This window comes from Candidatus Poriferisocius sp. (genome assembly GCF_965204015.1).
GTDB lineage: Bacteria > Actinomycetota > Acidimicrobiia > Acidimicrobiales > Bin134 > Poriferisocius.
Window position 1 is genome coordinate 3,827,461 of the sequence record NZ_OZ241965.1, and the last position, 13,008, is coordinate 3,840,468.

The window sequence follows — 13,008 nt, forward strand, 5'->3', positions numbered from 1 at the left end:
ATGAGCGGTCCTGAGAAGAGAATCCGCATCTGGATCGACCGGACTCCCCCGTCTGAGGTCGCGATCCCCCCTGATGTGGAGTTGGTTGACGGCCCAGAGCACGCCGACGGGGTGGTGGTGGCCGCCGACCGGCCGTGGGACGACGAAGTCTGCCGTCGCCTGCCTAACCTAAAGGTGGTAGCCCGCTCGGGTATCGGCTACGACAATGTGGACGTCGCCGCTTGCGCGGCCCACGGGGTGGCCGCCTGCAACACCCCCGACGCCCCCACGGTTTCTACTGCTGAGCACGCCCTGGCGCTGATGCTGGCGGTGGCCAAACGGCTCAAGAGCTCTGAAGCGCGCTTGACCGCTGGCACCGTCAGCGGCCCTGGCCGACTCACAGGCCCCGGGGCGCTGGAGTTGGACGGACGCATCCTGGGGCTAGTGGGCTGCGGGCGGATCGGCAGCCTCCTAGGGCGCTACGTCGAGGCATTGGGGATGACCGTGCTGGTCTACGACCCCTATCTCGAGGCGGCTCCCGTCGGCGAGTTGGTAGGCCTCGATCAGCTATGGGCAGAGGCCCATCTCGTCTCCTTGCATGCTCCGGCCACGCCGGAGACTCGCCACATCGTCAACACCGACTCGCTGGCCGCCATGCGCCCCGGGGTGATCATCATCAACTGCGCCCGGGGAGCGCTGGTGGATCAGGAAGCGCTGCTAGCCGCACTCGATTCCGGCCATGTGGCTGGAGCGGGCCTCGACGTCACCGAACCAGAGCCTCTACCCCCGGACCATCCACTCTTATGCCGCGACAATGTGGTTGTCACTCCCCATGTGGCCTCAACTACCACCGTGGGTATCGTAAGGCTGATAGGCCAGGCGTTGGAACAGGCTCTCATCTGGCTTAGAGGCGGGAACCCCGAGCACCTACTTGATCCCGCGGCCGCCCATCCTTCGGTTGATCGCCGAGTCAATCCCTAGAACTGGCCCAGATCTGACGCCAAAGCCGCAAATTGCCCCAGTCAGGCCGCGACCGCTCCGCCGGCTACCAATTCGTCCTGGTAGAAGACCACCGCCTGGCCGGGGGCTACTCGTCGCTGGGGCTCTTGCCAGTCAACCCTGCCCGCTCTGTCCACCACCCCAACCGCGGGGGTGCCGTGGGCGCTTACTTGGACGTCCACCGGACCGTCGACCGGTTCATCGGCCCACTCGATATCGACCACATCCTGGGTCGGGGTGTACAAATCCTCTCGTCGCCCCACGGTCACCCGGCCCGCGGCAATGTCCACGTCGGTCACATACCTAGGCTCGTCGGTGCCGCCCAGGTTGAGGCCTCGGCGCTGGCCGATGGTCACCGCCTGCACGGCGCCGACTGTGCCCAACTCCGTGCCGTCTACGTCAACCACCGTGCCTGGAGACTCCCCCAATCGACGGGACAGAAAGCCCTGCCTTCCCCCTGCCCGGTTGGCGATGAAGCACACATCCTGGCTGTCGGGCTTGGCCGAGTTCCGCAAACCCAGATCGGCTGCCCGCTCCCGAACCTCAGCTTTGGTCAGGTGGCCGATGGGCAAGAGCAGTCGGCCCATTTGCTCTTGGCCCAGCATGTAGAGCACATAGGACTGGTCCTTAGCCCCATCCACGCCCCGGCGCACCCGGAATCCGCCATCTGCGGCCTCAAGCCGGGCGTGATGGCCGGTGGCCACTGCGTCGAAACCCAGCGCCTCGGCTCGCACCATAAGCTTGTCGAACTTGATGTGGCGGTTGCACTCGATGCAGGGATTGGGCGTTAGCCCAACCGCGTGGTCATCCACATACGGGGACACCACCCGCTGGTCAAAGGCGTCGCCGAAGTTGAACACGTGGTGCTGCAATCCCAACAGATCGGCCACTCTGCGGGCGTCCTCCACATCCGACACCGAGCAGCAGCCGGTATCCGACTCCCCTCCCCACAGCTTGAGGGTCACGCCCACCACCTCGTGGCCCTGCTCGGCCAGCATGGCGGCAGCCACCGACGAATCCACTCCTCCCGACATGGCGGCCAACACCCGCATGGCTCAGCCCGTCCCCTCAGCCAGTCCCATAGGCCCGGAGCCGGGCCACCGCATCGGGAATGACCGCCAACGCCTGATCGACATCAGCATCGGCGGTCTCATAGCCCAGCGACAGCCGCAGCGATCCCCCGGCGAGCATTCGGTCGTAGCCCATGGCGGCCAGCACATGCGACGGATCCTGGGCCCCGCTTGAGCACGATGATGCGGCCGACGCGTACACCCCGGCATCCTCCAGCAGAAACAGGAGCGCCTCCGACTCAATACCCTCGAAGCAAAGATGGGCCGAACCGGCCACCTTGCCCGATCGCTGCCCGGTTTCGACCGTGCTGGGCACCGCGGCCAGGATCCCGTCGGCCAGCCGATCACGCAGACGGGCCAGCCGCTCCACCTGCTCGGCCCGGCTCTTCAGCACCACCTCGGCGGCCGCCGCCATGCCGGCGATACCCGCGGCGTTGTGGGTTCCTGAGCGCAACCCTCGCTCCTGGCCACCGCCCAGCAGCAGCGGCGAGAGCTCCACCCCGTCGCGCACCACCAGCGCCCCCACCCCCTTGGGACCGCCGAACTTGTGGGCACTGACAGAGATCAGATCAGCGCAAGCGGCCAGCGAGGCCACGTCGAGCCAAGGAAAGGCCTGCACCGCGTCGGTGTGGAGCACTGCCTGGGGGGCAGCCGAGCGCACGGCCTCGGCCACTTGGGCCAAGGGCTGAACCATGCCGGTCTCGTTGTTGGCCAGCATCACCGACACCACGGTCACGTCATCGTCGAGGGCGGCGGCTAGCGCTTCCAGATCGATCACCCCGGCGGCGTCCACCGCTACCACCCGGCCGCCCAAGTGCTCTACCGGCTCCAGCACCGCGTGGTGCTCGATGGCCGAGCACACGGTCACCCCGCCGGCTTGCATGTGCCGTCCGACCACCGCCATGTTGTCGCCCTCGGTGCCCCCGCCAGTGAACACGATCTCCCCCGGCTCTGAGCCCAAAGCCTCCGCCATTACGTCCCGGGCATCGTCGATCTTGCGGCGGGTGTCCCGAGCCATCCGGTGGGCGCCGGTCGGGTTGGCATAGAGCTCCCGGTGCAGCGGGGCCATGGCCTCGGCCGCTTCGACACACAGCGGGGTTGAAGCCGCATTGTCCAGATACGCAATCGAATCCGACGCCATGGCCGACCCTCCCGTGTCCCTCTAAACCCTGGGGAACACCAGATCGTCGCGCTTGGAGCGCTTCAGCTCGGCGAACGACGGCCATTCGGCCAGAGTCACCACCGCGTCCCACAGGCGCACAGCCTCTTCGGGGGGCGGAACCTGGCTCACCACCGGTCCGAAGAACGACGTTGTGCCCCCATTGTGATGGAAGGAGATGATCGGCGTGCCCACGTCTCGACCGGTGCGGCTCAGCGCTTCCATGGTGGACTGCCGCAGGGCTTCATCCAGCGACTCGTCCTCGGCCCGATCGGCTAGCACATCGGGTAGGCCGGCACGCTCCAGGGCGGCCTTCAAGTGCTCATCAGAGGCCACCTCACCCATCGTCGAGCGGACATCCGCATCGGGATTCCAGATGGTGGATCCGTAGGCGGTGTATAGCTCACCGGCCGCAGTTGCGCCGTGCTCGCCACGGACCGCCTGAGCCACCCGGAGCATGCGACGGCCCTTGTGATGCAGGTCTTGGTAGCCCTCGGGAAAGTCCTCGTAGTCGCTGTCCTCGTTGAGGATCGACAGGCAGATCAGCCGCCAGTCCACGGCGTAGTCGCGCTGGCGGGCGACATCGGTGACCCAGCGGGAGGTGAGCCATGCGAAGGGGCAAATCGGATCCCAGAAGAACTCGATGTCGGCGTCGGGCATCCTCCAATCCTACGGCCCTCCAGCAAGTCCCACGAGTCGCTTTAGACTCAGGTTGTGGCCAGAATCAGGGTTTCCACCACCATCGAAGCGCCTCTCGACGCGGTGTGGGAGTACGTGCGCCGCATCGAATCTCACACCGAGTGGATGGCCGACGCCGAGTCGATCACCTTCCAAAGCGCCCAGACCGAGGGTGTGGGCACCGCCTTCGATTGCCTGACCAAGATCGGCCCCCTGCGGCTCAACGATGCCATGGTGATCACCGAATGGGCCGAACAGGAGGCCATCGGAGTGCGCCACACCGGACTGGTCACCGGCGAAGGCCGGTTCACCCTTTCGCCGGCGGGAACCGACCGCACCGAATTCTGCTGGACCGAGGAGCTCCAGTTTCCCTGGTGGATGGGGGGCCTGCTGGGCGACATCGTCGGGGCCCGCGTGCTCGAATGGGTGTGGCGCCGCAACCTGAAGACGCTGCGCAGTCAGTTTTCGGCTGCCTAGAGCACTTCCACCCAGCGAGAGGCAGCCCAAAGCGACCCGACGAAAGAAGCCGCCGCCACTACGGTGGCAGCTAGCAAAGGAGCCGCTTTGGTGTACCGGTGTTTGCGAATGGCCTGAGCTGCAACCGCGCCAACAATCACTCCGCCTACGAGCCCCCCGATGTGGCCGCCGAGCGAGACCCCTCGAACCATGAAGCTGATAACGAGATTGATGGCCAGAATGGGTCCAATCGGGGATTGAAACAAGCCCACTCCCTGAGTCAGCAACAAGGCGGCATAGGCGCCCATCAGCCCGAAGATCGCCCCCGAAGCTCCCGCGACCAGCGAGTTGGGCGTCTCGATCAACGCCCCGAATGATCCGCTAACCTCCGAGGCGAAATACACCGCGGTGAACGGCACCCGACCCAGCCACTGCTCCAAAGCCAATCCCAAGATGTAGAGCGAATACATGTTCACCGCGAGGTGGAACAAACCGTGGTGCAAGAAGCCGCCGGTGAACACCCGCCACCACTCGTTGTATACGTCAATGGCCGCCCCCCAGGTGGCGGCGTCGACTGTCAGTCCGTTGAGACTGCCCACACCACTGACCCCGTCTCCCATCGCCATGCCCACGATGAACACCGCCACGTTGGCGGCGATCAGCACATAGCTGACGTACCAGGTCTCGGTTCTTTGTGGGACCATGCTCAGTGAGCGGTTACAGGCCCACCGGCGAGCCGTCGCTCAGCAGGTTCTGGCCCACGTTCACCACCTCGGTGACTCCGGGTACCCGATCCTTGAGAATCCGCTCCACCCCGGCCTTCAGCGTGACCGTCGAGGCCGGACAGCTCACGCAGGCCCCGGTCAGCTCCACGGTGACCACGCCGGTGTTCTCGTCCACCCCTCGCAAGAAGATGTCGCCGTCGTCGGCCTGCACCGCCGGGCGGATGGCCTCGATCACTTGGGCTACGGCGTTCTCCACGCCCCAATTGTCTCAGCCGAAACACGATTCGCCAACCTTCCCGCCGATCTCGTTCAATCAACCAAGCCGACATCTGACAGACTCGGCACCGTGGAAGTGCTGGCCCACCAGGGCGGTTGGGACGAGATCCTCTTGGTGGCCGCGCCGCTGGCCCTGCTGGCCGGCCTGCTGTATCTGGCTAACCGCCGGGCCTCTCGCGGCAGACGTCAGCCCCCAGCGCGCTGAGCTTGCCGACAAAGTCCTCGTAGCCCCGGTCGATGTGGTGGGGGTCGCACACCACGGTCTCGCCCTCGGCGGCCAACCCGGCCACCACGAGGGCCGCACCAGCCCGGATATCGGACGCCCGCACCGGCGCACCGCTGAGCCGGTCCACTCCCCGGATCACGGCATGATGGCTCTCGGTGCGGATATCGGCGCCCATGCGCACCAGTTCGTCTACGTAGCGGAACCGGCCCGAGAAGAGATTCTCGGTCACAATTCCCACTCCCTCGGCCACCGACAGCATGGCCACCAGCAGCGGCTTGCAGTCGGTGGGCAGGCCGGGATACGGCAGAGTGGACACATCGGCCGACCGCAAGCGCCCGGTGCTCATGGCCCACATCCCTTCGGAGTCCGACGAGGTTCGCACCCCCATCTCGCCCAGCTTGCGGCATGGCATTGCCATGTGGTCGGGCTGGGCGCCCTGCAAGATGATCTCCCCGCCGGCCACCCCAAGAGCGGCCAAAAACGTGGCCGTCTCGATCCGATCGCTCATCGCGGTGTGCTCGGCCGGGTGCAGTTCGTCTACACCCTCCACCATGATGGTGGACGTGCCGGCACCGGTTACCTGGCCGCCCATACGGTTCAGGAATCCGGCCAGGTCTGCGATCTCTGGCTCCCGGGCGGCGTTGTCAATCACCGTCGTGCCCTTGGCCCGGACAGCAGCCATCATCACGTTCTCGGTGGCGCCCACACTGGGAAACTCCAAAAGAACCGGGCTGCCCACCAGATTGTCGGCGGTGGCATGTACATCGCCCCCCGAGATTTCGAACCGACAGCCGATGGCCTCGAGCGCGGCAATGTGCATGTCGATGGGCCGGGGGCCGAAGTCGTCGCCGCCGGGCAGGGCCACCCGGGCATGTCCTATGCCGGCCAACAGCGGTCCCAGCACCGCGGTGGAGGCTCGCAGTTGCTCGGTCAGCGAATAGGGCGCCTCGGGGTTGATGGCCGCGGGGCGCTGGATGGTGAGGGCATCGCCCGACCGGCTGACCGAGACCCCCATCGCCCGCAGCACATCGGCCATCACTGTCACATCGTCGATGTCGGGCACATTGCGGATCACGTATGTGCCTTCGGCGAGCAGACAGGCGGCCATGAGCTTCAGCACCGAGTTTTTGGCCCCGCCGATGGCCACCGACCCCTCTAGCGGACCGCTGGCCCGAACCTCGATCCGGTCCTGCTGATCGAAGTCCTCCTGCTGGACGCGTTCCACCCGATAAGTATGGTGCCCGCGCTCCCATCAGCGAAGTCAAAGCCACCGATGCGGTCACGGAGCGTCTGCTGCCGAAAAGTAGACTGCCTCAAGCCCCATGCCCCGAGTGATCTCTCGTCGCGTTCTGAGCGCCGACGCCGCCGATGTCGTACTGAATGGCCCTGACGGCCTGCTGACCCCCCGCTCCGACATCGTTTTGGAGCGCGCCGAGCCTGAAGGGGCTTTCACCGCAGTAGAGGGGCCGGTAGATCACTACCACCGCACGGTCTCCGTTGAGCCGATCAGCTCAGATCAGGTAGAGATCACCGAACAGTTTGACTTTCGGCTGGCCATTCCGGTGTGGCGGGTGCTGTTCACCGTCCCCGTCAGCCGGGCCCTGCGCCAGGGACGGGACCTTCCCTGGTGGCACCCCCCAGACCGCTTCACCGCCCGCCAAGCTCGGATCGTGGCGTTGCTCGCCACGTTGGCGGTGCTCGCCGGGTTCCTGGGGACGCTTCTCGGCCAGACCATCACCTTTGCGCGAGAGGAGTTCGGGGAGAGCAAGTCAGCTCAGGGGGTCGCCCTATCGTTGATCAGACTCAGCATCCTGATCACGGTGGCCGTTGCCGCGCTGGCCGACCGCAAGGGTCGGCGGCGCACGCTGCTCTATGCCGCGGCCGGTGCCGTTTTGGCCTCAGCGGCGACTTCCCTGGTTGCCAACCTGGCCACGTTGACCGCGGTCCAAGCAATCTCCCGGGGGCTGTCCCACGCCATGGCACTGCTCATCTTTGTCTTCGCCCTCGAAGAAGCCCCCGCCGGCTCACGGGCTTTTGTGGCCTCCATGCTGGGGTTGGCCGCCGGGCTGGGCTCGGGAATCGCCGTCGGGTCCGTGCCCTTGGCCGACCTGGGGGATACCGCGTGGCGGCTCAGTTTCGTGGTGGCGCTGGCCGGACTGCCCCTGGTGTTGTTCGCGGCCCGCAGACTGCCCGAATCTCAGCGGTTTGAAACTGTCCGTCGACAGCCTCGAACCCGCCCGCCGAAGCAGTACCGCTTCCGACTGGTGCTCTTGGCTGTGACATCGTTTGCGGTGCTGGTGTTTGCCGCTCCGGCCTCTCAGCTGCAAAACGATTTCTTGCGGGACGAACGGGACTTTAGCGCCACCAAGATCGCGGTCTTCACGCTGCTCACCGCCTGGACGGCGGGACCGGGCATGCTCATTGCCGGCAAGCTGGCTGATCTTCGGGGCCGACGGGTCCTTGCCTCTATCGGTGTCAGCGGCGGCGCGCTGTTCGCATTGTGGCACTTCACCCTGGCCGGATGGCCCATGTGGGTTCTGATCGCAGTGGGAACCCTCATGACCGCTACTACGGTGCCGACGTTGGGGGTGTACCGAGCTGAGATGTTCGGCACCATCCGCCGATCGGAGTCCAACGGACTCCTCGGCATAGCCGGTGTGGCCGGCAGTGCCGCCGGACTGGCAGCCGCGGGGGTAATGGCCGACGCCTGGGGCTACGGCACCGCCTTCAGCATCCTGATAGCCGGCCCAATCCTCGTAGCCATCCTGGTCCTCCTCTTCTACCCCGAGACCACCCGACGATCTCTAGAAGAGCTCAACCCCGAAGACTCCTAGAGCTCCTCCAACCAGCTTGCAACCGCGGCAACGATCTCAACGTCAGCTTTCCTCGGATCATGGCGCTCGCCCTCCAGCCACACGACAGTCACCGGACCTTTGATGGCGGGCAAATGCCGATCAAACTCCTCGGGACTGCCAAAGGGATCGCGGTCACCCGAGATGAACAAGCATGGAACGTCGATTTCTGGGAAGTGCGCAGTCCGCAGATTCTCCGGCTTCTTCGGCGGGTGCAGCGGATAGCTCAACAGCACCAGCCCGGCAGCGGGCATCCCCTCGGCCACCGCCATCGAGCACATCCTGCCGCCCATGGAGCGGCCTCCCAGCACCAAACGGCCGAGCTCGGTCCCCAGCCGGGCGGCGATGGCCGGAATCTCCTCGCGCAAGAAGGCCAGCAGCTTGGGTGCCCGATCGGGGGGTCGGCGGCCCTGATTGCGATAGGGGAAATTGATCCGCTCCACCGGCAGCGGGGCCAGACCCTCGGCAAGGGCCACCAACGTGTGCTGGTCGCGGTCTCCGCCCGCACCGTGGGTCAGCACCAGCCCGTCCACCGTCGGCTTCTCCATTACATGAACCGTCGCAGGAGATCCCTCAGGGCAGTGGCGGCTTGTTGGGCAGGGGCGTCGCCTTCGGTCGGATCGGGACCGGCTACCAAGGCCTCTCGCAACCCGTCGGAAGCCTCCAGCATGGCCCGCCAAAACTCGGCGTCGTACCCCCACGGCAGGCTGAGCTGCACCACTTGATCGTGGGCGACGGCGAAGTCCTCCACCGCTTTGGTATCGGAGGTGTTGCGGCGCAGCCGGTCGGAGGAGAAGAACAGTGCCTCCAACACCTGATAGGGCTCCACCCCGGGCAGCCCTGGGCCGAACTGCCGCTGGGCGGCGGCGTTGATCATCCGGTCGAACAGGGCGTCCACCACTTCCTCGTCGGCCTCCCCCACTACCAAATTGCCGGCGTAGTCCACTTCGTGGGCAATGCCCTCACTCAGAAGCTCGCTCAACACATCGGCCTTTTGATCGTCGTCGTAGTCCCCCAGTTCGTACACCACCGCAGGCAGGCTCTTGTCGAAGGCTGGCAACTGGGCCCGCAGTACCCCCTCTACCGCCTGGTCGACTTCCTGCTCGTCGGCCTCGCGCACGATCAGCGTCGGGCCCAGCCAGGCGTGCTCCAGCCCGAGGGCCCGCAGCTCGGCCTCCAGACCGTTGCGGGCGTCGTAGGCCCACTCGTGGAACTCGTAGGCGAACTGCTCGTCGTCGGGGCCGCCCACTTCCTCAGCCGGCTGCGGCGGTGTTGAAAAGGTGGCCACGCCGCACTCCACGCACTCCGACACGTCGTCGTCGTAGGGGGCGCCGCATTGGAAGCACCAAACCATGCCGTCCATGGTTTCAGATGACGGGGCAACGGTCGCATTGTCGAGGCAAACAAAAGCCGCACAAACATGCTGGCAGAGGGTGAAGTCGGCGTTGGGCAGCACTACGGTTGGGTAACGTGAACGCTTCGCCTGAGACCCCCGATCGCAACCTGGCGATGGAGTTGGTCCGAGTCACCGAAGTTGCCGCGCTGGCCGCTTCCCGGTGGATGGGCCGGGGCGACAAGGAAGGGGCCGACGGCGCCGCGGTGGAGGCTATGCGGGTGCTGCTGCGGACTGTGCCGATGGACGGGATCGTGGTGATCGGCGAGGGTGAGAAGGACGAAGCCCCCATGCTCTTCAACGGGGAGCTGATCGGCGACGGAACGCCTCCGGAATGCGATATCGCGGTTGACCCCATCGACGGCACCACACTCACTTCTTTGGGGCGGGGCAATGCCTTGTCTGTGATCGCGGTGTCCGACCGAGGCACCATGTTCAACCCCGGACCATGCGTCTACATGGAGAAGATCGCCTACGGCCCCGAGTGCATCGGCTACGGCATCTCGATGGACAACTCGCCCACCCGCAACCTTGAGCTGGTAGCCGAGGCCAAGAGCGAGCCGGTGCGGGATGTGACTGCGGTGATCCTCGACCGCGACCGCCACTCGGAGCTCATCGCCGAGGTGCGCGATGCCGGCGCCCGCATCCGGCTCATTCCCGACGGCGACGTGGCCGGGGCCATCTCCACCGCCTGGCCCGACTCAGGGGCCGACATTCTGTTCGGCATCGGGGGAACCCCCGAGGGAGTCATCTCTGCGGCTGCCCTCAAATGCATGGGCGGTGAGCAACTCGGGCGGCTTTGGCCCCGCAACGACCGGGAGCGCAAGGAGGCGGAGAAGCTGGGTCGGGATGTGACCAAAGTGCTCACCGCCGACGACTTGGTTCAAGGCGACAACTGCTTCTTCGCCGCCACCGGGATCACCGACGGCGACTTGCTCAAGGGCGTCCACTACTACAAGAACCACGCCAGCACTCAGTCGCTCGTCATGCGGTCGAAGTCGGGCACCGTCCGGCTGGTCACCGCCGACCACCAGCTGGACAAGCTGAACAGCTTCTCCGCGATCGAGTTCGGTTAGCCGCCTTTCCCCGGAGGCGGCGGGACCCGTCGGCTACTGATCGGTGCGGTACAGGAAGCGCAGGTCCCAGTAGCCGTACAGCGTCGGCGTGGTGTTGCCGAACACGTTGCGGACCGCTCCCAAACGCTCGGACTGCGTGGTGTAGATGAGCGGCACGTTCTCGGCGACAATCGCCTGCGCATCCCAGTAGTGCTGCACTCGCTGCTCGTGGTCGAGCTCTTTGCTGCCGGCGATGTATAGCTCGTCGATCTCCGCCTCCCACTCCGTGGCGGGCTCGGGCTGATTCGGATGCCATAGGTGCAGGCCTTCGCCGCTATGCCACACGGTCATTCCGCCGAAGGGATCGGGACTGCCGGTCAGTCCCACCACCATGGCCTCCCAGTCGAAGGTGGCGGTGAGCTGGGCCACCATGTCGCCGAAGTCCACGGTGCGGAAATCAACGTCGAGGCCGATCGCCGTCATCCCTTCGTGAATGATGCCGGTGATCTCGGCGCGAACGCTGTTCCCCTCATTGGTGACCATCGTGAACGAGATGGGGTTGCCCAAATCGTCCTCCCGGATGCCGTCGCCGTCGGTGTCAACCCAGCCCATCTCGTCGAGGATCTCATTGGCCCGGTCGAGGTCGTAGGAGTACTGGCGCACTTCGGGATTGTGAAAGTCGCCCGCCGCCGGGCTCACCGAAGACCACTGTGGATAGCCCAAACCGTGTTGGACCCCGTCGATCATGGCTGCTTTGTCCATGGTGTGGGCCACGGCCTGTCGGAACGCCACGTTCTGGAACCAATGGAGTTGAACCGGATCGACATACGGCTCGCCTGCGTCGTTGGACCCGGGGTTCTGGTTGAACGCCAAGAAATTGGTGCCGAACCCAGGGCCGCGGCGATGGAGGGTGAAGTTCTCCGCATCGGCCACTGGATCGAGCAAAGCGAACTCCTCGCCCAATACGCCGTGGAAATCGGTGGTGCCGTCGCGGAATAGTTCCAGCTCGTCTTCGAGTTCCTCCACGATCAGCTCCACCACCCGGTCGAGGTAGGGCAGTTGGCCGCCAGCATCGTCAGCCAGCCAGTAGTCGAGGTTCCGCTCGAAGACGATCCGCTCGCCCGGCGTGTATTCCCCGATGGTGAACGGGCCAGTGCCGATGATCTCCGCCGGATCGGTGTCGATGCCCCAAAACTCCGCAAAGGCACCCTCCTCGATAGGACCCTCCAGGATGTGTTTGGGGTAGATGGCGGTGCCCATCGAGCGCAGGAACGGCGCGAACGGCTGCGGGAGGACGAATTCCACGGTGTGGTCATCCAGTGCCGTCACGGTCATCTGCGACTGCTCCCACTGGCCGGTCTCCGAATTCAGGAATCGGAACTCGAAGGAAGCTCGGCTCGCTGCTTGGAAATCGTCGTTGTAGATAACACGCCGGAACGTGAACTCCACGTCGTGGGCGGTGAACGGCGTTCCGTCGTGCCACTGCACGTCGTCGCGCAGATGGAACACCCAGCGCAGTCCGTCGTCAGAGCGCTCCCACGAGTCGGCCAGCAGCGGCTCGATCTCATCGTCCAGCCACGAGGTCTGGGTGAGTCCTTCGAACAGGTACCCGAGCACGCCCGACGATCCGGCGTCCCTGGCCAGGGCAAGGTTGAAGGTGAGGGGCTCGGAGATCGTTGCCACCGTGAGCGTTCCGCCATGACTGCCGATCTCATAGGAGAACCCCTCGGCGTTTCGGCGCAGTTCCTCCACGATGGCCATAGACGGAATAAGTCCCCCGAACTGAGCTGCCGCCGCCATGCGAATGCGGAGTTGCTCCAGAGCGGACTGGCCTACCCGGCCGGTCGCCTCACTGTCATCGGGCGACACAGGCTCCGCGGTCGGCTCAGGCGGCGGAGCCGTCGGCTCGGCAGTCGGAACGGGGGTCGGCTCCGGTGGCGCAACCGTCGGCTCGGCAGTCGGAACGGGGGCATCTGGCTCTTCAGAGTCCGTGTCCGGCGCGACGGTCGCTTCGGGCGTCGACGCGGAGGGGGCAGGATCATCGTCCGAACAGGCGAACGTGAAGGCGAAAACGAGAACAAGCACGAAACCGAGCCACCGCTTGGGGTTCACTGCTGGAGTCCTTGCAGGCATGTGGGGA

13 protein-coding genes are annotated in these 13,008 nt (G+C 65.6%); 4 read left to right on the top strand and 9 right to left on the bottom strand.

Annotated elements, in window-relative coordinates:
• Complete coding sequence (locus tag ACOGJC_RS17350; protein WP_419846249.1) at nucleotides 1-960, top strand: NAD(P)-dependent oxidoreductase; 960 nt, start codon at nucleotides 1-3, stop codon at nucleotides 958-960.
• A gap of 41 nt (nucleotides 961-1,001) precedes the next feature.
• On the opposite strand, the gene mnmA is transcribed toward ACOGJC_RS17350, so the two are convergent.
• Genes mnmA through ACOGJC_RS17365 form a run of 3 tightly spaced genes read right to left on the bottom strand, consistent with a single transcriptional unit; the run spans nucleotide 1,002 to nucleotide 3,867 of the window.
• The gene (mnmA, locus tag ACOGJC_RS17355; protein WP_419846250.1) at nucleotides 1,002-2,030 is read right to left on the bottom strand and encodes a tRNA 2-thiouridine(34) synthase MnmA; all 1,029 of its coding nucleotides are present in this window, start codon (nucleotides 2,028-2,030) and stop codon (nucleotides 1,002-1,004) included.
• A 16-nt stretch (nucleotides 2,031-2,046) separates the two neighbouring features.
• Complete coding sequence (locus ACOGJC_RS17360) at nucleotides 2,047-3,189, bottom strand: cysteine desulfurase family protein (RefSeq protein ID WP_419846251.1); 1,143 nt, start codon at nucleotides 3,187-3,189, stop codon at nucleotides 2,047-2,049.
• A 21-nt stretch (nucleotides 3,190-3,210) separates the two neighbouring features.
• On the bottom strand, nucleotides 3,211-3,867 hold the full coding sequence (locus ACOGJC_RS17365; protein ID WP_419846252.1) for a hypothetical protein: 657 nt from the start codon (nucleotides 3,865-3,867) through the stop codon (nucleotides 3,211-3,213).
• Nucleotides 3,868-3,921: 54 nt separating this feature from the next.
• Between ACOGJC_RS17365 and ACOGJC_RS17370 the strand changes: the two genes are divergently transcribed.
• The gene (locus ACOGJC_RS17370) at nucleotides 3,922-4,362 is read left to right on the top strand and encodes an SRPBCC family protein (RefSeq protein ID WP_419846253.1); all 441 of its coding nucleotides are present in this window, start codon (nucleotides 3,922-3,924) and stop codon (nucleotides 4,360-4,362) included.
• Here the strand turns inward: ACOGJC_RS17370 and ACOGJC_RS17375 are convergent.
• The 3 genes from ACOGJC_RS17375 to murA all read right to left on the bottom strand — a co-directional run bounded on the left by ACOGJC_RS17375 (nucleotide 4,359) and on the right by murA (nucleotide 6,793).
• On the bottom strand, nucleotides 4,359-5,045 hold the full coding sequence (locus ACOGJC_RS17375) for a rhomboid family intramembrane serine protease (RefSeq protein WP_419846254.1): 687 nt from the start codon (nucleotides 5,043-5,045) through the stop codon (nucleotides 4,359-4,361). The genes ACOGJC_RS17370 and ACOGJC_RS17375 overlap by 4 nt on opposite strands.
• 13 nt (nucleotides 5,046-5,058) lie before the next feature.
• Nucleotides 5,059-5,322, bottom strand: a complete 264-nt coding sequence (locus tag ACOGJC_RS17380) for a NifU family protein (protein WP_419846255.1) — start codon at nucleotides 5,320-5,322, stop codon at nucleotides 5,059-5,061.
• Nucleotides 5,323-5,500: 178 nt separating this feature from the next.
• Nucleotides 5,501-6,793: a UDP-N-acetylglucosamine 1-carboxyvinyltransferase gene (gene murA / locus ACOGJC_RS17385; protein ID WP_419846256.1), complete on the bottom strand. Its 1,293-nt coding sequence runs from the start codon at nucleotides 6,791-6,793 to the stop codon at nucleotides 5,501-5,503.
• Nucleotides 6,794-6,890: 97 nt separating this feature from the next.
• On the opposite strand from murA, the gene ACOGJC_RS17390 reads away from it, so the two are divergent.
• Nucleotides 6,891-8,402, top strand: a complete 1,512-nt coding sequence (locus tag ACOGJC_RS17390) for an MFS transporter (RefSeq protein ID WP_419846257.1) — start codon at nucleotides 6,891-6,893, stop codon at nucleotides 8,400-8,402.
• Here the strand turns inward: ACOGJC_RS17390 and ACOGJC_RS17395 are convergent.
• Complete coding sequence (locus ACOGJC_RS17395; protein WP_419846258.1) at nucleotides 8,399-8,968, bottom strand: alpha/beta family hydrolase; 570 nt, start codon at nucleotides 8,966-8,968, stop codon at nucleotides 8,399-8,401. The two genes, ACOGJC_RS17390 and ACOGJC_RS17395, sit on opposite strands and share 4 nt — an antisense overlap.
• On the bottom strand, nucleotides 8,968-9,783 hold the full coding sequence (locus ACOGJC_RS17400) for a hypothetical protein (protein WP_419846259.1): 816 nt from the start codon (nucleotides 9,781-9,783) through the stop codon (nucleotides 8,968-8,970). Before ACOGJC_RS17400 ends, ACOGJC_RS17395 begins: the two co-directional genes overlap by 1 nt.
• A 146-nt stretch (nucleotides 9,784-9,929) precedes the next feature.
• On the opposite strand from ACOGJC_RS17400, the gene glpX reads away from it, so the two are divergent.
• Nucleotides 9,930-10,889 (top strand): class II fructose-bisphosphatase, encoded by a 960-nt coding sequence (glpX, locus tag ACOGJC_RS17405; RefSeq protein ID WP_419848263.1) that lies wholly within the window; start codon nucleotides 9,930-9,932, stop codon nucleotides 10,887-10,889.
• Between the two features lie 33 nt (nucleotides 10,890-10,922).
• On the opposite strand, the gene ACOGJC_RS17410 is transcribed toward glpX, so the two are convergent.
• A complete protein-coding gene (locus ACOGJC_RS17410) occupies nucleotides 10,923-13,001 on the bottom strand; it encodes an ABC transporter substrate-binding protein (protein ID WP_419846260.1) in 2,079 nt (692 codons plus the stop codon).
• Between the last annotated feature and the right edge of the window lie 7 nt (nucleotides 13,002-13,008).

Coding starts and splice junctions, on each gene's coding strand:
- ACOGJC_RS17350 (WP_419846249.1), top strand. CDS start 1: ATGAGCGGTCCTGAGAAGAGAATCCGCATCTGGATCGACCGGACTCCC.
- mnmA (WP_419846250.1), bottom strand. CDS start 2,030: ATGCGGGTGTTGGCCGCCATGTCGGGAGGAGTGGATTCGTCGGTGGCT.
- ACOGJC_RS17360 (WP_419846251.1), bottom strand. CDS start 3,189: ATGGCGTCGGATTCGATTGCGTATCTGGACAATGCGGCTTCAACCCCG.
- ACOGJC_RS17365 (WP_419846252.1), bottom strand. CDS start 3,867: ATGCCCGACGCCGACATCGAGTTCTTCTGGGATCCGATTTGCCCCTTC.
- ACOGJC_RS17375 (WP_419846254.1), bottom strand. CDS start 5,045: ATGGTCCCACAAAGAACCGAGACCTGGTACGTCAGCTATGTGCTGATC.
- ACOGJC_RS17390 (WP_419846257.1), top strand. CDS start 6,891: ATGCCCCGAGTGATCTCTCGTCGCGTTCTGAGCGCCGACGCCGCCGAT.
- ACOGJC_RS17395 (WP_419846258.1), bottom strand. CDS start 8,968: ATGGAGAAGCCGACGGTGGACGGGCTGGTGCTGACCCACGGTGCGGGC.
- ACOGJC_RS17400 (WP_419846259.1), bottom strand. CDS start 9,783: ATGGACGGCATGGTTTGGTGCTTCCAATGCGGCGCCCCCTACGACGAC.
- glpX (WP_419848263.1), top strand. CDS start 9,930: ATGGAGTTGGTCCGAGTCACCGAAGTTGCCGCGCTGGCCGCTTCCCGG.
- ACOGJC_RS17410 (WP_419846260.1), bottom strand. CDS start 13,001: ATGCCTGCAAGGACTCCAGCAGTGAACCCCAAGCGGTGGCTCGGTTTC.